The 20,782-nt window shown below is 68.2% G+C and carries 21 protein-coding genes; 11 read left to right on the forward strand and 10 right to left on the reverse strand.

Annotated elements, in window-relative coordinates:
* The gene (locus tag ACI1V7_RS07820) at nt 1-258 is read right to left on the reverse strand and encodes a DUF5985 family protein (protein WP_404531185.1); all 258 of its coding nucleotides are present in this window, start codon (nt 256-258) and stop codon (nt 1-3) included.
* A complete protein-coding gene (locus ACI1V7_RS07825) occupies nt 259-651 on the reverse strand; it encodes a hypothetical protein (protein ID WP_404531186.1) in 393 nt (130 codons plus the stop codon).
* A 171-nt stretch (nt 652-822) separates the two neighbouring features.
* Between ACI1V7_RS07825 and ACI1V7_RS07830 the strand changes: the two genes are divergently transcribed.
* From ACI1V7_RS07830 to ACI1V7_RS07840, 3 genes are all read left to right on the forward strand, one after another.
* On the forward strand, nt 823-1,710 hold the full coding sequence (locus tag ACI1V7_RS07830) for a DNA/RNA non-specific endonuclease (RefSeq protein ID WP_404531187.1): 888 nt from the start codon (nt 823-825) through the stop codon (nt 1,708-1,710).
* Nucleotides 1,711-1,727: 17 nt separating this feature from the next.
* A complete protein-coding gene (locus ACI1V7_RS07835) occupies nt 1,728-1,988 on the forward strand; it encodes a hypothetical protein (RefSeq protein WP_404531188.1) in 261 nt (86 codons plus the stop codon).
* Nucleotides 1,989-2,177: 189 nt separating this feature from the next.
* On the forward strand, nt 2,178-3,971 hold the full coding sequence (locus tag ACI1V7_RS07840; RefSeq protein WP_404531189.1) for a hypothetical protein: 1,794 nt from the start codon (nt 2,178-2,180) through the stop codon (nt 3,969-3,971).
* An 87-nt stretch (nt 3,972-4,058) separates the two neighbouring features.
* Here ACI1V7_RS07840 and ACI1V7_RS07845 read toward each other — a convergent pair whose 3' ends face one another.
* Nucleotides 4,059-4,991: a GGDEF domain-containing protein gene (locus ACI1V7_RS07845; RefSeq protein WP_404531560.1), complete on the reverse strand. Its 933-nt coding sequence runs from the start codon at nt 4,989-4,991 to the stop codon at nt 4,059-4,061.
* A 229-nt stretch (nt 4,992-5,220) separates the two neighbouring features.
* Entirely contained in the window at nt 5,221-5,691 is a 471-nt protein-coding gene (locus tag ACI1V7_RS07850; RefSeq protein WP_404531190.1) for a hypothetical protein, read from the reverse strand.
* Between the two features lie 191 nt (nt 5,692-5,882).
* Here ACI1V7_RS07850 and queE point away from each other — a divergent pair, with 191 nt between their 5' ends.
* The 8 genes from queE to nadC all read left to right on the forward strand — a co-directional run bounded on the left by queE (nt 5,883) and on the right by nadC (nt 13,386).
* Nucleotides 5,883-6,518: a 7-carboxy-7-deazaguanine synthase gene (queE, locus tag ACI1V7_RS07855; protein WP_404531191.1), complete on the forward strand. Its 636-nt coding sequence runs from the start codon at nt 5,883-5,885 to the stop codon at nt 6,516-6,518.
* 12 nt (nt 6,519-6,530) lie between these two features.
* On the forward strand, nt 6,531-6,977 hold the full coding sequence (gene queD / locus ACI1V7_RS07860) for a 6-carboxytetrahydropterin synthase QueD (protein WP_404531192.1): 447 nt from the start codon (nt 6,531-6,533) through the stop codon (nt 6,975-6,977).
* Nucleotides 6,970-7,509: a tRNA adenosine(34) deaminase TadA gene (gene tadA, locus ACI1V7_RS07865; protein ID WP_404531193.1), complete on the forward strand. Its 540-nt coding sequence runs from the start codon at nt 6,970-6,972 to the stop codon at nt 7,507-7,509. The genes queD and tadA overlap by 8 nt, the downstream gene beginning before the upstream one ends.
* A gap of 207 nt (nt 7,510-7,716) precedes the next feature.
* Nucleotides 7,717-8,643, forward strand: a complete 927-nt coding sequence (locus ACI1V7_RS07870) for an alpha/beta fold hydrolase (RefSeq protein ID WP_404531194.1) — start codon at nt 7,717-7,719, stop codon at nt 8,641-8,643.
* The gene (ldcA, locus tag ACI1V7_RS07875) at nt 8,640-9,569 is read left to right on the forward strand and encodes a muramoyltetrapeptide carboxypeptidase (protein WP_404531195.1); all 930 of its coding nucleotides are present in this window, start codon (nt 8,640-8,642) and stop codon (nt 9,567-9,569) included. The genes ACI1V7_RS07870 and ldcA overlap by 4 nt, the downstream gene beginning before the upstream one ends.
* Before the next feature lie 102 nt (nt 9,570-9,671).
* Nucleotides 9,672-11,273 (forward strand): ABC-F family ATPase, encoded by a 1,602-nt coding sequence (locus tag ACI1V7_RS07880; protein WP_404531196.1) that lies wholly within the window; start codon nt 9,672-9,674, stop codon nt 11,271-11,273.
* A 98-nt stretch (nt 11,274-11,371) separates the two neighbouring features.
* Nucleotides 11,372-12,514 (forward strand): quinolinate synthase NadA, encoded by a 1,143-nt coding sequence (gene nadA / locus ACI1V7_RS07885; protein WP_404531197.1) that lies wholly within the window; start codon nt 11,372-11,374, stop codon nt 12,512-12,514.
* The gene (nadC, locus tag ACI1V7_RS07890) at nt 12,511-13,386 is read left to right on the forward strand and encodes a carboxylating nicotinate-nucleotide diphosphorylase (RefSeq protein WP_404531198.1); all 876 of its coding nucleotides are present in this window, start codon (nt 12,511-12,513) and stop codon (nt 13,384-13,386) included. Before nadA ends, nadC begins: the two co-directional genes overlap by 4 nt.
* 145 nt (nt 13,387-13,531) lie before the next feature.
* Here nadC and ACI1V7_RS07895 read toward each other — a convergent pair whose 3' ends face one another.
* The 6 genes from ACI1V7_RS07895 to ACI1V7_RS07920 form a co-directional block, all read right to left on the reverse strand.
* Nucleotides 13,532-14,575: an alpha/beta fold hydrolase gene (locus ACI1V7_RS07895; protein ID WP_404531199.1), complete on the reverse strand. Its 1,044-nt coding sequence runs from the start codon at nt 14,573-14,575 to the stop codon at nt 13,532-13,534.
* Entirely contained in the window at nt 14,572-15,486 is a 915-nt protein-coding gene (locus ACI1V7_RS07900) for an NAD-dependent protein deacetylase (RefSeq protein WP_404531200.1), read from the reverse strand. Before ACI1V7_RS07900 ends, ACI1V7_RS07895 begins: the two co-directional genes overlap by 4 nt.
* 115 nt (nt 15,487-15,601) lie before the next feature.
* Entirely contained in the window at nt 15,602-16,510 is a 909-nt protein-coding gene (locus ACI1V7_RS07905) for a DMT family transporter (protein ID WP_404531201.1), read from the reverse strand.
* Nucleotide 16,511: 1 nt separating this feature from the next.
* On the reverse strand, nt 16,512-18,140 hold the full coding sequence (nadB, locus tag ACI1V7_RS07910; protein WP_404531202.1) for an L-aspartate oxidase: 1,629 nt from the start codon (nt 18,138-18,140) through the stop codon (nt 16,512-16,514).
* Nucleotides 18,141-18,226: 86 nt separating this feature from the next.
* The gene (locus ACI1V7_RS07915; RefSeq protein ID WP_404531203.1) at nt 18,227-19,462 is read right to left on the reverse strand and encodes a glycosyltransferase family 4 protein; all 1,236 of its coding nucleotides are present in this window, start codon (nt 19,460-19,462) and stop codon (nt 18,227-18,229) included.
* Between the two features lie 12 nt (nt 19,463-19,474).
* On the reverse strand, nt 19,475-20,689 hold the full coding sequence (locus ACI1V7_RS07920) for a glycosyltransferase (RefSeq protein WP_404531204.1): 1,215 nt from the start codon (nt 20,687-20,689) through the stop codon (nt 19,475-19,477).
* Between the last annotated feature and the right edge of the window lie 93 nt (nt 20,690-20,782).

Below are 20,782 nucleotides of genomic sequence, written 5' to 3' on the forward strand. Positions count from 1 at the left end.
TCATTCCTTCTCGTAGATCAGTCCGTACAGCAGCAGCAGCATGGCCACCAGCGCCGACAGCTGGCGCACGGGCAGCAGGTAGACGTCCGGGAACACGACTTTGTCCAATACAAGGAAAACATTGTTCACCGTCATCGCGATGAACGAGGCACCGCTCCAGAACAGCAGCCGGTGCCGCGTCCTCCGATAACTGCCCAGCAACAGCCACGCGCAAGCCAGCGACGTGAGCGTGCACAGCGAATAGATGATGATCGCCACTTAGGAATCCTTGCGCCACTTGAAGGCGTCGGCAAACTGCTGGGCCTTGCGGTCCAGCGAAGAGTGGATGAGGTGCGTCACTTCGACCAGGTGGGTCGAGTACAGGTCGGCCAGGCAGTCGATGCGCTCGCGCAGCGATTCCATCGCCGGCGCGTAGCGGAAGCAGTCGGCGTCCGGCGGCGGGCAACGGGCGACCATGCCGGCCGTGCACAGGTCGGCCAGCAGGCTGTCGGCGGTTCTTTCGCGCACATACAGGCGCCGGGCCAGCGAATCGCGGTGCCAGGCTTGCAGCGGGTCGGCCCGCATCAGCAGCAGGGCCTCCAGGAAGGGAACGGAAGGAATACTGGTCAGCACGAAGCGCCGGATGTCCTCGGGTATGGAGGGCTTGTCCATCGCTAATTTACTTTTGTACGAAAGTATTAACTTTTTGAAACCGCAATTCTATTACATTCTCACCAGAAATTGCCATTGCGAATTCAAGCGTGCGCACCTCAATCCGATCGTTGATCGTGCTCAAGACATGGTCGGATACAATGTCGGCCCACTTGATCTTACCGATTTACCATGCTCCGAAAGTTCTCCATCCCCGCCATCCTGATGGCCGGGCTGCTCGCCATCGCCGGCTGCCATGGCCAGTCCGACGGCACGGCGTCGCGCCACGTTTCCCGGCCAGTTCCCGCCCAGGAGCGCCACGATGCCCGCGCCGCCGCGCCCGTGCCGCAATCCTGCAACGACCACTTCGTCGGCGGCGATGCGCCGCAGATCGTCAATCCCAAGCTCGCCGTCGACACGAAGTCGCTGTGCTTCAACGTGTTCAGCGTCATGCACTCGGGGGTGACGCGCACGCCTCTCTGGTCGGCCGAGCACCTGGAGGCGCAGAACCTGCAAGCGGCCCAGGAATTGTCACGCGAGGATTCCTTCCACCCGGAGAAGCGCCTGCCGGCCTCGCAGCGGGCCGAGCTGTCCGACTATTCGCGCAGCGGCTTCGACCGCGGCCACCTGGCGCCCAATGGCGACATGCCGGATCGCGCCAGCCAGCGCGACAGCTTCAGCCTGGCCAACATCGTGCCCCAGGACGGCGAGAACAACCGCCACCTGTGGGCCGGCATCGAGGGCGCCGTGCGCTCGATGGCGAAGAAGGAGGGCGAGCTGTACGTGGTGACGGGGCCGGCCTTCCTGGGCGCGAACCTGCGCAAGGTCGGCAACGTGCTGGTGCCCACGCACCTGTATAAACTGGTGTACAGCCCGCGCCAGAAGGCCGGCGCCGCCTGGTTCGTGGAAAACCAGGCCGATGCGAAGGCCAATGTGGTGCCGATTCCGGAACTGGAACGCATCATCGGCATCAACCTGCTGCCGGCGCTGTCCGACGCCGAGAAGGAGCGCGTGCTGAAGCTGCCGAATATCCGCCAGCGCGCGAAAAAGAACCGCAAAGAGCGTCCCTCGGACGATTGACCGCCAGGAGCATCCCAATGAGCACACGCGAACCCGCCTTCACCCCCTACGAAAACGAAGCCGACGTCGTCGAGGTCGGCAACCTGATGCTGGAAAACCGCTCCGACCGCGTCACCATCTCCGGCGACGTCGACCTGACGGCCGACCGCCGCGGCCTGGAGCAGGCACGCCTGCTGCAGGGGCTGCTCGCAAGAGTCGTTGCCAGCCTCGAGGCGAAGGACCTGCCCGACCGGCTGCCGCCGCCGGACGTGAAGACCGTCGGTAATCCCTTCGCATGAGCCGGATCCGGTCGGTGCGGGTGCGCACGCAACGCCGCTGAGGCCGGGTTTTCGCCGCTGTTTTTTCGTCCGAACCGACGCGAAAACAGGGCAGCAAGCGCTCGGAATTGCAGCGAGTCAATGGTGCGCGCAACGCTGCCGCTTTGGGGTAGTCTGAAAAAAATGACAACCATTTTTGGAGGATCGATCATGCAACATACCCTGGTAGCGGTTTTCGACAACCGTAGCGATGCGCAGAACGCAATGGACGAGCTGCTCGCCTCGGGCTTTGGCCGTACCGACGTCAACCTGTCGAGCGCCGACCCGACCGGCCAGACCGACAGCGTGACCGGCAGCAGCGAAAGCCTGGGCTCGGGCGTCCACGAAGAAGGCATCGGCGCCTCGATCAAGCATTTCTTCACGAACCTGTTCGGTGCGGACAACGACGAACACGCGTCGCGCTATTCGGACGCCGTCACCCGCGGCCACCACGTCGTGACCGTGACCACGCAATCGGAGCCGGAAGTCGAACGCGCGGCCGACATCATCGAGCGCTTCGGCCCCGTCGACATCGACGAGCGCCACGACCTGAGCGGTCCGGCCAGCACGCTGGGCGCCGCCACCCTCGGCACCGGCTCCATGGCCGGCGCAATGAGCGCAACGACGGCCGGCATGCAGCAATCGAGCTCGATGTCGGCGCAGTCGCAATCGGCCGGCATGTCGTCGCAATCGCTGCAGTCGTCCAATCCCTCGGTGAGCTCGGCGGCGAATTCGTCGGTCGTGCCGGGCAGCGGCGCGCTGAACCCGAGCAACGTCGACCCCCGCTCGGACTCCCTGCAGAACGCCCAGTCGGCCTCGATGCAGCGCGACGAGGACGACCTGCCGTACCCGGCAAAGCAGGACCTGAACGACGACGTGCCGCGCGGCACCACCTACCAGGAAACGATGGGCAACTCCCAGGCCGACTTCCTGCAGACGGGCAGCGCAGCGCAGCCGCGCACCTCGGCCGGCAGCGGTTCGCTGCAGGGCACCGCGTCGCTGCAGGGTTCGAACGACATGTCGCTGGGCGGCACCGCGGCGACCACCAGCGCCGCCGGCTCGTCGATGGGCGGCAGCCTGTCCGGCCAGTCGCTGCAGCGCGGCGACGGCTTCGGCTCGAACAGCAGCCTGAGCCGTGACCGCGTGCGCGTCTATTCGCGCGCCGGCGAGAACGCCGCCGTCGACATGGGCGGCCTGGACGACGACACCTATTACCGCAGCGACTGGGACAAGAACTACTCCAGCCTGGGCGGCAGCTACGACGACTACGCGCCGGCCTACCGCTACGGCAGCGAATCGCGCAGCAAGTACAGCGGCCGCAACTGGGACGACGTCGAGTCCGACCTGCGCAGCGACTGGGACACCCGCTACGGCAGCTCGGGCGCCTCGACCTGGGAAAAGTTCAAGGCCGCAATCAAGCGCGGCTGGGACAAGATCACCCCGGACAGCAACGACGACGACTACTACCGCACCGACTGGAATTCGAACTACGCGGCCCTGGGCGGCGCCTACGACGACTACGCACCGGCCTACCGCTACGGCAGCGAATCGCGCAGCAAGTACAGTGGCCGCAACTGGGACGACGTGGAAAATGACCTGCGCAGCGACTGGGACAGCCGCTACGGCAGCTCGGGCGGCCCGTCGACCTGGGAAAAGTTCAAGGCGGCCGTGCGCCATGGCTGGGACAAGATCACCCCGGACATGAATGACGACGACGACTACTACCGCAACCACTGGAGCAATACCTACGGCACCAGCGGCGACACCTACAACGATTACCAGCCGGCTTACCGCTACGGCAACGAGATGCGCCGCAACCCGAAGTACACGGGCCGCAACTGGACGGACGTCGAGTCCGACCTCCGTTCCGACTGGGATACGCGCTACGGCAAGAACGGCGAGCCGTCGACCTGGGAAAAGATGAAGTCGGCCGTGCGTCACGGCTGGGATCGCATGACCTCGTAAGCGGTCGCACACGATGAACAAAGCCGGCGACATGCCGGCTTTTTTGTTGGGGGCGCGGGAAGACGACAGCGCGGTGTCGCCACGGCCTCAAGCGCCGTCGGTGAGCGGCAGGCTGATGCGGTTGCGGCCCATGTGCTTCGCCCGGTAGAGGGCGGCATCGGCCGTGGCGACCAGCTCCCCGGCACTGTTGTCGTGCGAGGCGATGGCGGTGGCGGCGCCGATCGAGACGGTGACGTGCGCGCCGGGTGCCAGGCCGTTGGGCACCTGCAGCGCCTCGACGCGGGTGCGGATGCGCTCGGCCACGCTGGCCGCGCCCTTGAGCGACTGGTTCGGCAGGATCACGGCGAACTCCTCGCCGCCATAGCGCGCGACGAGGTCGTTGGCGCGCATCTCGCTGGCGATGGAGGCGGCGATCCGCTTCAGGCACTCGTCCCCGCCGACGTGGCCGTTGGCATCGTTATAGGCTTTGAAATTGTCGACATCGACCATCAGCAGGGACAGCGGCTGGTGCTGGCGCAACGCGCGCGCCCATTCGGCGTGCAGGGTGTCGTCGAAGCAGCGGCGGTTGGCCAGGCCCGTCAGGCCGTCGCGGGTGGCCAGCTGTTCCAGCGCGGCCTGGGCCATCTTTTCCTCGGTCAGGTCGCGCAGCGTCTGGACGACGGCGACCAGTTGTCCGTGTTCGTCGTGGATCGGGCTGGCATCCGCCGCCAGGTAGCGGCGCCGGCCCATGCGCGGCATGTCGCACCAGCTTTCGGCGGACAAATGGCCGTGCTGCACGCCATGGTCCGCGCCTGCCTGCTGGCTGCGGCGCGCGCGCAGGCGCTGGACCGCGTCGGCGCGGTCCTCGACCAGCAGGTCGGCCAGCGTCGGGCGCTGCTCGTCGAAGAAGGCGCGCCAGTGATTGCGCGTGCCTACGACGTCGCTGGCGGAGACCCCCGTCAGGCGCTCGCAGGCGAGGTTCCACAGCATGACGCGGCACTGCAGGTCGAGCACGAACACGGGAATGGCCAGCATTTCCATCAACTGGTGGGCGAACGCCCGGTCCGGCACGCCGCCGCGCAGCGGCGGGATGGAAGAGGAAAATGACGCAGTTCGCGCGAGCGCAACGTCGGCAAGCCGCTGTGTCGATGTACTTGTCATGGCCTTCCTTCGGTTCTGTCTATTGGGAAATTGATTGCTGACAGGCACCGATTGTGCGCCACGGCCAATTGCGCACCTTTGATTTATAGCAAGGCCCAACGGGCGAAGCTTATCCGGTATCGGCCACCCAATACCGTTCCCGAAGAGCGTGCAGCACGCGGTCGACACGGGCGCACAGCAGCTCCATGCGGGCTGCCAGCAGCGGGTCGTCGATGGCGCTCTGGCGCTGCAATTGGCCCAGTTCGGCCCGGATCAAGGCGAGCTGGGCGCCCGGCCCCGTGCCGATGCCCGGAGCACCCAAGCGGCCCAGCAGCAGATCGGACTCCGCAAGCGCCAGGTCGGCACGGCTTCCGGGCGTGCACTCCCGGCAACGGGCCGCCTCGCGACGGGTGGCGGCGTCCTCGCCGTGCACGGCCCAGGAGACGAGGCCCAGCAGGACGACGATCCCTCCCAGCATCAGCATGCCGGCATGCAGCCGTTGCGGCAGGGCAGGGACGCCGACGCCGGCCACCGCATGCCAGGCAACGACACCCAGTGCCAGCAGAAGCAGCAGCAGGGCGGTGGTTGCTACCCAGAACATTGGCGATCTCATGGCGAAGCTTCCGACAGGTGGGTTAGGAATTTTCCTCAACGAGAAGGTACGTCTTTCTGAACAGAATTATTTTGCTTGCGATCAATTTTCCTGTGCGCCTCATAGGCGGACCAAAAAACGGCCCCCTTCTACGGCCGGGCCGGGGCGCGCTATAATGGAAGGTTGACGAGAGGCTTAACGTGACTTACAGCATCAAAGAGATTTTCTATACCTTGCAGGGAGAAGGCGCCCATGCCGGCCGGCCGGCCGTGTTCTGCCGTTTCTCCGGCTGCAACCTGTGGACTGGCCGCGAGGAAGACCGCGCGACGGCCACCTGCACCTTCTGCGACACCGATTTCGTCGGCACCGACGGCGAACGGGGCGGCAAGTTCAAGGAAGCGGCGCTGCTGGCCGACGAGATCGACGGCCTGTGGCCGGCATCGTACCCGGCCAGCAAGTACGTCGTGTTTACGGGCGGCGAGCCCCTGCTGCAGCTGGACGCGGCACTGATCGACGCCATGCATGCGCGCGGCTTCACGATCGCCATCGAGACCAACGGCACGCTGCCTGTGCCCGCCGGCGTCGACTGGGTCTGCGTGAGCCCGAAGATGGGTTCGACGCTGGTCGTCGGCAAAGGCAATGAAATCAAGGTCGTGATCCCGCAGGCGGGGCAGGACCTGGCCGCCTACGAGCACCTGGATTTCGAGAATTTCTACGTGCAGCCCATGGACGGGCCGCTGGCCGAGTTCAATACCAAGCTGGCGATCGACACCTGCCGCGGCAACCCGAAATGGAAGCTCAGCCTCCAGACCCACAAACTTTTACAGATTCCTTGAGAGGCGCGCTCCATGCTGACCATCACCCGCAAACTCGAATTCGATGCCGGTCACCGCATCCCCGACCACAAGAGCCAGTGCCGCAACCTGCACGGCCACCGCTACACGCTGGAAATCACGCTGACCGGAGAAGTCATCAACGTTGAAGGCAATTCCGACAACGGCATGATCATGGATTTCTCGGACATCAAGGCGATCGCCAAGGAGCATCTGGTCGATGTCTGGGACCACGCCTTCCTCGTGTACGAAAAAGACGACAAGGTGCGCGAATTCCTGGCCAGCCTGCCGGGCCACAAGACCGTCGTGATCGACCGCATCCCCACCGTCGAGAACCTGGCGCAGGTCGCCTGGAACATCCTGAAGGCGGCCTACACGGACCGTTTCGGCACCGGCCTGCGCCTGCAGAAGCTCGTGCTGCACGAAACCCCGAACTGCTGGGCCGAGATCGCGGATGCCTGACGACGAGTCGCCGCCGCTGCCGGGCATGGACGCGCCGCACACCGCGGCCGACGAGGCCTTCATGGGCCTGGCCCTGCAGGAAGCGCGCAAGGCCTGGCTGGCCGGCGAAGTGCCGGTGGGCGCCGTCGTCGTCAAGGACGGCGAGGTGGTCGCCGCCGGCTTCAACCAGCCGATCGGCCGCCACGACCCGACGGCGCACGCCGAGATCGTGGCCTTGCGCGCGGCCGCCGACAAGCTCGGCAATTACCGCCTGCCCGGCTGCGAGCTGTACGTCACGCTGGAGCCCTGCGCCATGTGCTCCGGCGCGATGATGCATGCGCGGCTGGCGCGGGTCGTGTATGCGGCGCCCGATCCGAAGACGGGCGTGTGCGGCTCGATCCTCGACCTGTTCGCGCTCGAACAATTGAACCACCACACGGCGGTGGTGGGCGGCGTGCTGGCCGACGAGGCCGCCACGATGCTGCGCGGCTTCTTTGCCGAACGGCGAGCCGCGCGCAAGGCGCCGCCACTGCCCGAGCCGCCGCAAGCGTAGCGCAAAGCACACGATTCTCCCGTCGCGCCGCCGAAATGTCGAAAATGGTATGCTGATTCCAGCAGCCGCTCGACGCGGCACGGAGAATCACTTGGACCACGCGCTCACTTACCGGGATACTTTGCGGCTTACCTCGCGGCTTAGTTCGCGGCTTATTTCCCGGCTCCCCCACCCCTTCCGGTCCCGCCCGGTGCCGGCGTCGCTGCCATGCCCAGCCTGAACGCCAACGGCATCCGCATCGCCTTCGACACCGCCGGCGATCCGAAGGCCGCTCCCTTGCTGCTGATCGCCGGCCTGGGCCTGCAGATGAGCGCCTGGCCCGACGACTTCGTCGAGGGCCTCGTCGACCTGGGCTTCTACGTGATCCGCTTCGACAACCGCGACTGCGGCCTGTCGACCAAGTTCGAGCACGCCGGCACGCCCAGCCTGGGGCTGGCCTGGCTCAAATCCAAGCTCCGTTTGTCCCTGAAACCGCCGTATGCGCTGGACGACATGGCCGATGATGCCATCGGCGTGCTGTCGGCGCTGGGCATCGCCCGCGCCCACGTGGTCGGCGCCTCGATGGGCGGCATGATCGCCCAGCTGGTCGCGGCGAAGTATCCGTCGCGCGTGCTGAGCCTGACGTCGCTGATGTCGAGCACGGGCCGGCGCGGCCTGCCGGGCCCGGCGCCGGCCGTGCGCCGTGCCTTGCTGCGGCGGCCGCGCAGCAGCATGGACGTCGACGCCGCCATCGACCACACGGTGCAATTGCTGCAGGCCATCGGCAGCCCCGCCTATCCGACGCCGGAAAAACACCTGCGCCGGCGCGTGGCCCGGGCCATGCGGCGCAACTGCTGTCCCGGCGGCATTGCGCGCCAGATGCTGGCCGTGGCCGCCGCAGGGGACCGCACCACCCAGCTGCAGCGCATCGCCACGCCCACGCTGGTGATCCACGGCGCGGCCGACCCCGTCATCCCGCTCGCCTGCGGCATCGATACGGCCCAGGCCGTGCCGGGCGCGCGCCTGGAGGTCATCGAAGGCATGGGCCACGACCTGCCATCCCAGCTGCTCGAGCGCCTGCTCGCCTTGATCGACGCCCATGCCCACGGTAAGATGACGCCCGACTCGACACCCAGGCTCTTCGTCAAACAGTGACCATTCCCCGATTCTCTCAGCGCGTCGGCATCGCCATCGTCGCGCCGGGCAGCTACGCGCCCGACCCCGAAGCCGTCGAGCGCGGCATCGCCCGCCTGCAAGCCCAGGGCATCCTCGTCCACAATTACTACGAGCACGCGCGCCGCCACCTGCGCTTCGGCGATACGGACGAAGGCCGCCTGGCCCAGCTCGACGCCGCGGCCGCCGATTCGGACGTGCAGGTCGTCATGGCCCTGCGCGGCGCCTACGGCATGACGCGCCTGCTGCCGCGCATCGACTTCGACCGCATGGCCGACAGCGGCAAGCTGTTCGTCGGCTTTTCCGACATCACCGCTTTCCAGATGGCCTTGTACGCGAAACGCCGCGCGATCAGCTACGCAGGCCCGATGTTCGCCGGCGACTTCGGCGCCGAACCGCCCGTCGACTTCACGCTGGACGACTTCTGGCAATGCCTGGCCGGTCCGACCCACACGATCCGCGGGGAGGGCGCCGGTAATCCGGCGCTCGACGTCGACGGCACCGTGTGGGGCGGCAACCTGGCGATGATCTGCTCGCTGCTGGGCACGCCATACTTCCCCCGCATCGACGACGGCATCCTGTGGCTCGAAGATATTGCCGAGCACCCGTACCGCGTGGAACGCATGCTGCTGCAACTGATGCAGGCCGGCGTGCTGGACGGCCAGCGCGCCATCGTGCTGGGCGACTTTTCCGGCTACCGGCTGGGGCCGATGGACAATGGCTACGATTTCGACGCGATGCTGGCCTACGTCCGCGCGACGCTGCCGTGCCCGGTATTGACGGGGCTGGAGTTCGGCCATATCCAGCGCCGGGTGACGATTCCGTTCGGGGCGCGGGGGCATCTGGTGGCGCGCGACGGCGGCTGGACGCTGACGCTGTCCGACTATCCGACCTTGCGCGCCGGCTGACTCGGCGCCGGACGGGCGTGCTCGCTATGGCAAGGGCGGCGCAGGATGGTAAAATGTACGGTTTATTAGCATAACCGCGCAAAACCACAAAGGGTTTCTCCAGTGCTCAGTACAGCCAACATCACGATGCAGTTCGGCGCCAAGCCGCTGTTCGAAAACATTTCCGTCAAGTTCGGCGACGGCAACCGTTACGGCCTGATCGGCGCCAACGGCTGCGGCAAGTCGACCTTCATGAAGATCCTCGGCGGCGACCTCGAGCCGTCGGCGGGCAACGTCAGCCTCGATACGAACGAGCGCCTGGGCAAACTGCGCCAGGACCAGTTCGCCTACGAGGACAAGCGCGTGCTCGACGTGGTCATGATGGGCCATACGGAGCTGTGGAACGCGATCGCCGAGCGCGATGCGATCTACGCCAACCCGGACGCGACCGACGAGGACTACATGAAAGCGGCCGAGCTCGAAGGCAAGGTCGCCGAATACGACGGCTACTCGGCCGAGGCGCGCGCCGGCGAACTGCTGCTGGGCCTGGGCATCGCCACCGACCTGCACCAGGGCCCGATGAGCGCCGTGGCGCCGGGCTGGAAGCTGCGCGTGCTGCTGGCGCAGGCGCTGTTCTCGGATCCGGACATCCTGCTGCTGGACGAACCGACCAACAACCTGGACATCCACACGATCAGCTGGCTGGCGGACATGCTCAACCAGCGCAACTCGACGATGATCATCATCTCGCACGATCGCCACTTCCTGAACTCGGTCTGCACCCACGTGGCCGACATGGACTACGGCACGCTGAAGGTCTATCCGGGCAACTACGACGACTACATGGAAGCGTCGACCCAGGCCCGGAACCAGCAGCTGGCGAACAATGCGAAGGCCAAGGAAAAAGTGGCCGAGCTGCAGGACTTCGTGCGCCGCTTCTCGGCCAACAAGTCGAAGGCCCGCCAGGCGACCTCGCGCGCCAAGCAGATCGAAAAGATCAAGATCGAGGAATTCAAGCCGTCCTCGCGCGCCTATCCGTTCGTGCGCTTCGAAGGCGAGAAGAAGCTGCACCGCCTGGCCGTCGAGACCGAAGGCCTGTCGAAGTCCTACGACCGCACGCTGTTCAAGGACTTCTCGATCATGATCGAGGCGGGCGAGCGCGTGGCCATCATCGGCGCCAACGGCGCCGGCAAGACCACGCTGCTGCGCTCCATCGGCAGCGGTCCGATCACGGGCCTGGATGCCGACACGGGCCGCGTGAAGTGGGCCGAGAACGCGAACCCGGGCTACATGCCGCAGGATCCGACCGAGGAATTCGCGACCGACGCGAATCTCACCGACTGGATGGGCCAGTGGACCAAGGAAGGCGACGACGACCAGGCCGTGCGCTCGATCCTGGGCCGCCTGCTGTTCGGCGGCGACGAGGTCAAGAAGTCCGTGCGCGTGCTGTCCGGCGGCGAGAAGGGCCGCATGATGTACGGCAAGCTGATGCTGGGCCGTCACAACGTGCTGCTGCTCGACGAGCCGACGAACCACATGGACATGGAATCGATCGAATCGCTGAACATCGCGCTGGACAAGTACGCGGGCACGCTGATCTTCGTGTCGCACGACCGCGAGTTCGTCTCCTCGCTGGCCACGCGCATCCTCGAAGTCAAGGAAGACCGCGTCATCGACTTCCAGGGCAATTACGAGGATTACCTGAAGAGCCAAGGGCTCGAGTAATCGATCGTGAAATGGTGGGCACATGGCGTCCACCCTGCGCATTGCAAATGTAGGGTGGGCACCACGTGCCCACCAGTGTCCCCACCACTGACACCGACATGAACACCATCGCCCCCATCAAGACTTTCGAATACGACCGCCCGGTCGGCGGCGTCTGCTCGACCGCCGAGGCCTGGGCCCGCACCCCATCGCCCCTCGAGGTCGCCGAAAAGACGGCGCTCAAGGAGCGCATCCGCCGCCTGCTCAAGGAGCGCGAGGCCGTCCTGGTCGCGCACTACTACGTCGACGCCGACCTGCAGGACCTGGCCGAGGAGACGGGCGGCTGCGTGTCCGACTCGCTGGAAATGGCCCGCTTCGGCCGCGACCATCCCGCCAGGACCCTCGTCGTGGCGGGCGTGCGCTTCATGGGCGAGACGGCCAAGATCCTGAGCCCCGAAAAGACGATCCTGATGCCGGACCTGGACGCGACCTGCTCGCTGGACCTGGGCTGCCCGGCCGACGAATTCGCCGCCTTCTGCGACCAGCATCCGGACCGTACCGTCGTCGTCTACGCCAACACCAGCGCCGCCGTGAAGGCGCGCGCGGACTGGATGGTGACGTCGTCGATCGGCCTGGACATCGTCAAGGAACTGCATGCCCAGGGCAAGAAGATCCTGTGGGCGCCGGACCGTCACCTGGGTTCCTACATCCAGAAGCAGACGGGGGCGGACATGCTGCTGTGGCAGGGGTCCTGCCTCGTGCACGACGAGTTCAAGGGCATCGAACTGGACCTGCTGCGCGCCCAATACCCTGAGGCGAAGGTGCTCGTGCACCCGGAATCGCCGGCCAACGTGGTCGAACAGGCGGACGTGGTCGGCTCGACCACGCAGCTGATCAACGCGGCCCAGACGATGGACGCGACCCACTTCATCGTCGCCACCGACAACGGCATCCTGCACAAGATGCGCATGGCGGCGCCGGGCAAGACCCTGATCGAGGCGCCGACCGCCGGCAACAGCGCCACCTGCAAGAGCTGCGCGCACTGCCCGTGGATGGCGATGAACGGCCTGCAGAACCTGGCCGCCGTGCTGGAAGCGACCGATGGTCGCAACGCCATCGAGGTCGATCCGGACATCGGCCGCCAGGCCAAGCGCGCGATCGACCGCATGCTCGATTTCGCGGCCGCGAAGAAGTCCAAGGCGCTGCCGACGGGCGCGCTGGAAAACGAAGGCAAACTGTTCTCGGGAGTGGGACCCGCATGACGACTCTGCGTAACCCGTATGCGGACGAAGGCCAGATGGACGACAAGCTGCAGGCCGCGTTCGAACAGAACATCCTGGCCGCGCTGCTGGAAGACGTCGGCAGCGGCGACCTGACGGGCAAGCTGGTCCCCGAACAGCCACGCGCGAAGGCACGGGTGATCGTGCGCGAACAGGCCGTGCTGTGCGGCGCGCCCTGGTTCGAAGGCGTGATGCTGGCGATCGACCCGGACACGGAGATCGACTGGCAGTACGCCGAGGGCGACGTCATGGCTGCCGACAGCGTCGTCTGCACCATCGCGGGTTCGCCCCGTTCGCTGCTGACGGCCGAGCGTTCGGCGCTGAACTTCCTGCAGCTGCTGTCGGGCGTGGCCAGCAGCACCCGCACCTACGTCGACGTGGTGGCCGGCACCCGCGCACGCATCCTCGACACCCGCAAGACGCTGCCCGGCCTGCGCCAGGCGCAGAAGTACGCGGTGCGCGTGGGCGGCGGCGAGAACCAGCGCATGGCGCTGTGGGACGGCATCCTGATCAAGGAAAACCACATCGCGGCCGCCGGCGGTATCACGGCCGCGCTGAAGGCGGCGACCGCGCTCGACGCGGGCGTGACGATCCAGGTGGAGGTCGAATCGATCGCCGAACTGGAAGAAGCGCTGGCGGCAGGCGCCGTGTCGGTCCTGCTCGACAACTTCGACCTCGACATGATGCGCGAGGCCGTGCGCATCAACGCGGGCCGCGCGCTGCTGGAAGCATCCGGCGGCATCAATATGCAGACCGTGCGCGCGATCGCGGAAACGGGCGTGGACCGGATCTCGATCGGCAGCCTCACCAAGGATATCCGGGCGACCGATTATTCGCTGCGTATCGTCGGCTGATATTTCCGTGATGCGTCACGCGTGAATGGTGGGAGGGGTCAGAGCCCGGTGTTGTCGGTTGGGCTCTGACCCCGGTGTGCCACCGCCGCCGCCGAGAACCCGGGTCAGGGCCCCTGAAGGCAACACCGGGCTCTGACCCTTTGCGCTATGTTCCGCTCTCGCTCGCCCTCGCCAACGCCTCCGCGCGCGGATCGCGCAGGTGCACGGGCTGTCCCACCCGCGCCGCGATCGCATCGACCGCTTCCAGTACCTTGTCCGGGTGTGCGTAGTGCGTCATGTGTCCCACGCCCGGTTCCAGCTGCAGTTCGCTGTCCGGGACGCGTTCGTTCAGGCGCTCCGAGTTGTGGCCGAAGTCGACCACGCGGTCCTGCGTGCCGGCGATGATCGTGACCGGCACCTTCAGCTCCGGGTAGCGCTTGGACAAGGCCAGCGCGGCCGGCACCATCAGCGTGTTGTCCGCCGCGGCGGCGCGCAGCTGGCCGGGTCGCAGCGCCATCCACGGCGAGATCTGCCCGAAGCGCGGATCGACGGACAACGGCGCGAACATCTTCTTCGTCAGGGGACGCCACAGCATGCGCCCCGCCAGCGGCGAGATCGTATAACGCATTACGTCGCCCACCAGCGGGATCGCGGGGCCGGACAGCAAGGGCACGTCGACCCGCAAACTCGGATAGTAGTAACCGGACAGCAGCACGAGGCCGCGCACGAAGTCCGGCACGTCCAGCGCCATCGACAGCGCGACCTGCGTGCCCAGCGAGTGGCCGACGACGATCGCGGCATCGACGCCGATCTCCTGCAGCGCATGGTGCAGCAGCCGCGCCTGGGCCTGCGGCGTCCAGACGCGGTTGCGCGGGCGCTCGCTGTAGCCGAAGCCGGGACGGTCGAAGGCGATCACGCGGTAGTGCTCGGCCGCCTTGTCGATGATGCCGCTGTAGGCAAAATCGTTGGCGAGCACGCCGTTCCCGTGCAGCAGGACCAGTACCGGCCCCTTGCCCCGTTCGAGGTAGTGCAGGCGCACGCCGTCGACGGTGACGAAGCGGCCCTCGGGCGGATGCGCGGCCTCGGCCTGTTTCGTCTTCGCCTTCACGTAGAAGAACGATGCGGCCAGGCCGATGCCGGCCAGGAGGGCGCCCGCCTGCCAGCCTTTGATGCCGCGGCCCGCTACGGTGTTGCTCAGCTTGTTCGTCACAGTATTCCCCCGTCGAGTTGAATGGATGGCGTGTCTCCTCCGGCCGGCTCCAGTCCCCGTTGCAAAAGGTCGAGCGCGAGCGGCAGGATGCGCTCGGCCGAGTCTTCGATCTTGATGTCCAGCAGGTCGTCGGCGCGCGTGCGTCCGAGGTTGATCGCGGCGATCGGCTTGCCCGCCGCCTGCGCCATGCGGCAGAAGCGGAAGCCGGAATACACCATCAGCGAGGAGCCGACGACGAGCAGCGCATCGGCCCGTTCCATGCGGTCCAGTGCGATAGCCGTGCGCGCGGGCGGCACGTTGTCGCCGAAGAAGACGACGTTCGGGATCAGGTTGCCGCCGCAGCACACGCAATGGGGCAGGCGGAAATCCGCCAGCTCGGCCGGCTCGACGGCGGCGTCGCCGTCGGGCAGCGGCGTGGCGTTCGCCCCCGTCATGTGCGGATTGTCGCGCTCCAGCTGGTCCTGGATGAAGGCGCGCGGGAACAGCGCGGAGCATTCGAGGCACACGACCGAGTGGATGTTGCCGTGCAGCTCCAGCACGCCCTGGCTGCCGGCCTGGCCGTGCAGCCCATCCACGTTCTGCGTCAGCACCGACCCGATCCTGCCGATCGCCTCCAGCCCCGCGATCGCCACGTGCCCCGCGTTCGGCCGGGCGCGCGCCAGCACGGGCCAGCCGATCATGCTGCGCGCCCAGTAGCGGCGCTGGACGTATTCCGATTTACGGAAGTCCGGGCCGTGGATCGGTGGCTTGCCGCGGCGGTTGCCGTCGGCGTCGCGGTAGTCCGGGATGCCGGACGCCGTCGAGAGGCCGGCGCCGGTCAGGACCAGCGCACGGGGATGGCGGTCGAGGAATCCGGCGATCGCGGCCGCGTGCGCGTGGAGGGTGGCGGGAAGGGTGAGTGCTTCGGACATCGGGCTGCTTCCTTGTCGCTGCTTGCGCGTTGGTACCAGCCGATCCTAACATCCTTACTGCCGGGGCGGACACACGTTTCCGGCGCGGCACGCCCGCGCACATGCCCGCCGGCGCTCAGCGCGACGACCAGACGATCCCGCCGACGATCAGGCCAAAGGCGAGCGCGTGGTAGGCGTGGGGCAATTCGCCCAGGAAGGCCGACGACAGCAGGGCCGTGAACAGCGGCGTCAGGTTGACGAAGAAGGCGCCGATGCCGGGACCGGCGCGGCGGATACCCGCGCCCCACAGCGCGAACGCGAGCACGGCGGGGCCGACGGCCACAAACAGCAGCGCCGCCGCCACCGCGGGGCTCCAGGCGATCGGGGGCGCGCCGAGCGACCATTCGGCGCCCGCGAACAGGCCGGACCACAACAGGCCATAGCCGACCTGGGCGAGCAGGAAGGCGGCCCAGTCGCCGCGCAGCGCCGGCACGTCCTTCGGCTGCAGCAGCATCCAGCTGTAGAACGACCAGGCGATGGTCGCCAGGATCATGTACAGGTCGCCGGCGACGAGGCGCAGCGCCAGCAGCTGACCGACGTCGCCGCGGCACAGCACGACGAGCACCCCGGCGATCGACAGCACGGCGCCGCCGACCTGGCGTCCGCGCACGGGCACGCCGAAGAACAGGCGGCCCACCAGCATCATCCAGACGGGCATGCCGGAAGCGACGAGCGTCACGTTGATGGGCGTGGAACTCTGCAGGGCCAGGTACTGCAGCGAGTTGTACATGCCGATGCCCAGCAGGCCCAGCAGCGCGTAGCGGCGCCAGTTGGCCAGCACGCCGCTGCCGGGACGCAGGGCGGCACGCCCGAGCGGCAGCAGCACCAGCAGGGCAATGGTCCAGCGCAGCAGGTTCAGGGTCATCGGCGGCACGGCCTCGCGCACGAGGCGGCCGACGATGGCGTTACCGGCCCACAGCAGCGGCGGGACGGTCAGCAGCAGGGCGGTCGACGGGGTCAGCGACGACGCGAGCTTGCCCTTCACGTCAGCGCGGCCCCGGGGCCAGCACGCTCGGCAGGGCCTTGGGCAGCGTGTCCGGATAGTCGCGCGAATAATGCAGGCCGCGGCTTTCGTGGCGCGACAGCGCGCTGCGCACGATCAGGTGCGCTACTTCGACCAGGTTGCGCAGTTCCAGCAGGTCGTTGGTGACGCGGAAATTGCGGTAGTACTCCCCGATCTCTTCCTTCAGCAGCTTGATGCGGTGCTCGGCGCGTTCCAGGCGTTTGTTCGTGCGCACGATGCCGACGTAGTTCCACATGAAGCGGCGCAGCTCGTCCCAGTTGTGGGCGATCACGACTTCCTCGTCGGCGTTGGTAACGCGGCTTTCGTCCCAGGACGGCAGCTGCGGCTGCCCCACGGACGGCGCCGCCGCGATGTACTGCGCACAGGCACGTCCCACGACGAGGCATTCGAGCAGCGAATTGCTGGCCAGGCGGTTGGCGCCGTGCAGGCCCGTGCACGCGGTCTCGCCGACGGCGTACAGGCCGGCGATGTCGGTGCGTCCGGCCAGGTCCGTCACGACGCCGCCGCAGGTGAAGTGGACGGCCGGCACCACGGGAATCGGCTCTTTCGTGATGTCGATGCCCAGTTCCAGGCAGCGCGCGTAAATGGTCGGGAAGTGCTCCTGGATGAATTCCGGGCTCTGGTGGCTGATGTCCAGGTGGACATAGTCGAGGCCGCGCTTCTTCATCTCGAAGTCGATGGCCCTGGCGACGACGTCGCGCGGGGCCAGCTCGCCGCGCTCGTCGTGGGCCGGCATGAAGCGGGTCCCGGCCGTCGCACCGGCCTCGGGCGGCAGTTTCAGCAAGCCGCCTTCGCCGCGCACCGCTTCGCTGATCAGGAAGGATTTCGCGTACGGGTGGTACAGGCAGGTCGGGTGGAACTGGATGAATTCCATGTTCGACACGCGGCAGCCGGCGCGCCAGGCCATCGCGATGCCGTCGCCCGTCGCGGTGTCCGGATTCGTCGTGTACAGGTAGACCTTGCCGGCGCCGCCCGTGGCCAGCACCGTGTGCTCGGCCTCGAAGGTCAGCACCTTGCCGGTGGCGCCGTCCTGGACGTAGACGCCGTGGCAGCGCGGCTGGCCCGCCAGCGCCGGGGCGCCGCCGTGCACGCCGGTGGGCGTCAGCTTGTCCGAGGTGATCACGTCGATCGCGCTGTGGTGTTCGAACAGGGCGATGTTCGGGTGGTTGCGCACCTTCTGTTCCAGCGTCACCTGCACGGCGTGGCCCGTGGCGTCGGCCGCGTGGATGATGCGGCGCTGGCTGTGGCCGCCCTCGCGGGTCAGGTGGAAGCCCATTTCCGCGCTCTCGTCGCGGGTGAAGGGCACGCCCTGGTCGATCAGCCATTCGATGGCTTCGCGGCCGTGCTCGACGATGTAGCGGGTCGCCCCTTCGTCGCACAGGCCGGCGCCGGCGACGAGGGTGTCGGCGATGTGCTGGTCGTGGCTGTCGCCCGAGTCGAGCACGGCGGCGATGCCGCCCTGGGCCCAGTTACTGGCCCCTTCGAGCAGTTCGCGCTTGGAGATGATGGCGACCTTGCGGGTCTGGGCCAGGTGCAGGGCAACGGACAGGCCGGCCAGGCCGCTGCCGACGATGACGACGTCAAATTTCATCGCAAGACTCTTGGATTGTTATAGGTATGTCGAAAGAGCATCACTATAGACGATTTGTGCGGGCGTCGCCCGGCCGGACATGATATTCATGCATCGGCGCCTCCGCGCCGGCGGCATCCCGGCACCCCGGGATGGCGGCGATGGTCGTGCAGGATCGTCTCGTACAGCTTGCGGTAGCGCGCCGCCGTGACGGGCCAGCTGTGCCGCGCGGCGATGGTCTCGGCCGCGGCCCGGCCGAGCGGGCGCAGGCGCAGCGGCTCGTCCAGCAGGCGCGCGAGGGCGCCACACAGCGCCGTGCGGCTGCCGGCGCGAAACAGCACGCCGTTGTGGCCGTGGACCAGCAGCCCCGCGTGGCAGGCGATGTCGGAGGCGACGACCGTGCAGCCCCGCGCCATCGCATTGAGCAGCTGGCGCGGCGGCGCCATGCCGGCCGCGCGGGAACCGGGCATCGCGGGAAACACGGTGACGTCGGCGCGCGGCAGCAGGTCGGCGATGCGGCGTCCCGCGAGCTCTCCCGTAAAGACGACGTGGCCGCGCAGGCCCAGGGCGGCGGCGCGCTGCGCCAGTTCGTCCAGGCGCAGGCCCGCGCCGGCGACGACGAGGCGCAGCGCCGGCCGGGTGCGCCGCAGCAGCGCGAGCGCCTCCAGCAGCAGGTCGATGCCGTCGGCACGTTCCAGCGGCCCGGCATAGGCCAGCAGCGGCGCGCCTTCCAGACCGGGCGGCACCCGCGTGGCGACACAGGCGCCGGGCAGGTCCGCGGCGGACGGCAGCACAGCGATGCGGCGCGCGCGAATGCCGCCCGCGCGCAGCAGGGCCCGGGCGTCGGGCGTCGCCGCCACCAGCGCGTCCGCGCCGCGCCAGGCGAGCCGGTCCAGCAGGGGCAGCGCCGCATCCGCACCGCCGCGCCGGTCCGCCTCGACCAGCAGCGGCAGGCCGGCCAGCCGTGCGGCCGGCCAGGCCGCGAGGGCGTGGCGGCTGCCGGCATGGACGTGGATGAGTTGCGGCCGGGTCAGGCGCGCCACGTCGTGCAGGCGCCGCGCCAGCAGCAGGCCGCCGGCGCCGCGGCTCAGGCAGCCCGGCATGCAGCCCGTCAGGCAGCCCGGCATGCAGTTCGTCAGGCAGCCCGGCGGCCGGACCGGCGCCGTCCGGTAGAACTGCCAGCCCGCCGGCACGGCACCAGCGCCGGCGTTGCGCGTCGCGGGGCCGGCCAGCTGCACCGTCTGCACGCCCTGGCCGCGCAAGCCTTCCAGCAAGGCCAGCGCGCGGCGGGCGTAATCCGTGGGAAGGAGCACGGCGTGCTCGAACAGGTGCAGGACGCGCATCGGGCATCCCGGTCAGGCATCCCAGTCGTGCCGGCCGCCGCCACGGGGCAGGTCGGCGCCTCCCCGCGCCAGCGTGTCGTAGACGGCCAGGTAGTCGCGCGCCATCGCCGGCATGCTGTGGCGCGCGATGACCTGGCTGCGCGCCCTGGCGCCGTGGCGGGCGGCCATGTCTGGAATGCGGCAGTAGTCGGCGATGGCCGCGGCCAGCAGGTCCGGCGCCAGCGGCGGCACCAGGATGCCCGTGAAGCCGGCGTGGACCAGTTCCGCATTCCCGGCCACCGCGCTGGCGACGACGGGCAGGCCGCTGGCCATCGCCTGCAGGATGGCGTTCGTCCTGTCCTCGGACGGCGCCGGCAGCACGAACAAGTCCATCGCGCGCAGCAGCTGCGGCAGGTCGGCGCGCGCGCCAGGCAGCCAGGCGCGCGCGCCGGCCCCGGCCCGGTTCAGCAGCGACTGGCATTCCTGGCGCGCGGGCCCGTCGCCGACGATCAGCAGGCGCAGCCGCGCATGGGCCGGGTGCGGCGAGGCGATCAGGCGCAGGAAGGCCTCGACCAGCGTGACGTGGCTGGCGGCGTCCGTCATGCGCCCCGCGCTGCCGACGACAAAGGCGCCGTCCTGCATGAAGCCGGGCGGCCCGACGGCGGCGGACGGGCCCAGGCGCGGGTGGAACTGCACGCTGTCGACCCCGTTCGCGATCTGCGACACGCGCGCCGGCTCGGCACCGACGGCGTCGATCAGCCACTGTTCGAGGTCGCTGCTGACGGCGATGAAATGCCCGATCAGGGGGCGCAGCAGGCGGCGCAGGATCCAGCCGCCCTGGCCGGCGGCATCCTCGCGGCCGTGTTCGGCATGCACGCGCAGGCGCACGCCGGCCAGCGCCGCCACCAGCTGGGCCGGCAGGCCGGAGCGGTTGCGGGTGTGGACCAGGTCGGGCTGCAGCGCCCGCAGCGCGCGGTACATGCGCAGCCACAGGAAGGGATCGCGTCCTTCGCGCCGGTGCAGGTTGACGACGTCGACGCCGCGGGCGCGCAGTTCGCCCACGTATTCTCCGTGTTCGTGCAGGCAGACGATGGCGTGGCGGTAGCGTCCGGCCGGCAGGTGGCGGATCAGGTTCAGCAGGGCCCCGTCGAGCTGGGCGCCGTCCAGGCCGTCGACGAGGTGGGCGACCAGGCGCGTGCGCTCGCCCGGAGCGGACAGCGTGGCACTGGCGGGATGTTGCGCACCCATGGCCTCGGCATCCGCTCAGGCGGCCTGCGGGAGCATGCGCGGCGCCGGCCCGGCGGCGGCACCCCGCGGGACGACGGACTGGGCGTGATGTGC

The organism is Massilia paldalensis, from assembly GCF_044901715.1.
Taxonomy (GTDB): domain Bacteria; phylum Pseudomonadota; class Gammaproteobacteria; order Burkholderiales; family Burkholderiaceae_D; genus Telluria; species Telluria paldalensis.

Bases quoted from the DNA above. Each gene is read 5' to 3' on its own strand.
- ACI1V7_RS07915 (WP_404531203.1), bottom strand. From the start codon at position 19,462: ATGCGCGTCCTGCACCTGTTCGAGCACGCCGTGCTCCTTCCCACGGAT.
- nadB (WP_404531202.1), bottom strand. From the start codon at position 18,140: ATGAAATTTGACGTCGTCATCGTCGGCAGCGGCCTGGCCGGCCTGTCC.
- nadA (WP_404531197.1), top strand. From the start codon at position 11,372: ATGAACACCATCGCCCCCATCAAGACTTTCGAATACGACCGCCCGGTC.
- ACI1V7_RS07835 (WP_404531188.1), top strand. From the start codon at position 1,728: ATGAGCACACGCGAACCCGCCTTCACCCCCTACGAAAACGAAGCCGAC.
- nadC (WP_404531198.1), top strand. From the start codon at position 12,511: ATGACGACTCTGCGTAACCCGTATGCGGACGAAGGCCAGATGGACGAC.
- ACI1V7_RS07845 (WP_404531560.1), bottom strand. From the start codon at position 4,991: ATGGAAATGCTGGCCATTCCCGTGTTCGTGCTCGACCTGCAGTGCCGC.
- ACI1V7_RS07920 (WP_404531204.1), bottom strand. From the start codon at position 20,689: ATGGGTGCGCAACATCCCGCCAGTGCCACGCTGTCCGCTCCGGGCGAG.
- ACI1V7_RS07825 (WP_404531186.1), bottom strand. From the start codon at position 651: ATGGACAAGCCCTCCATACCCGAGGACATCCGGCGCTTCGTGCTGACC.
- ACI1V7_RS07830 (WP_404531187.1), top strand. From the start codon at position 823: ATGCTCCGAAAGTTCTCCATCCCCGCCATCCTGATGGCCGGGCTGCTC.
- ACI1V7_RS07900 (WP_404531200.1), bottom strand. From the start codon at position 15,486: ATGTCCGAAGCACTCACCCTTCCCGCCACCCTCCACGCGCACGCGGCC.
- queD (WP_404531192.1), top strand. From the start codon at position 6,531: ATGCTGACCATCACCCGCAAACTCGAATTCGATGCCGGTCACCGCATC.
- ACI1V7_RS07850 (WP_404531190.1), bottom strand. From the start codon at position 5,691: ATGTTCTGGGTAGCAACCACCGCCCTGCTGCTGCTTCTGCTGGCACTG.
- ACI1V7_RS07840 (WP_404531189.1), top strand. From the start codon at position 2,178: ATGCAACATACCCTGGTAGCGGTTTTCGACAACCGTAGCGATGCGCAG.
- ACI1V7_RS07870 (WP_404531194.1), top strand. From the start codon at position 7,717: ATGCCCAGCCTGAACGCCAACGGCATCCGCATCGCCTTCGACACCGCC.
- tadA (WP_404531193.1), top strand. From the start codon at position 6,970: ATGCCTGACGACGAGTCGCCGCCGCTGCCGGGCATGGACGCGCCGCAC.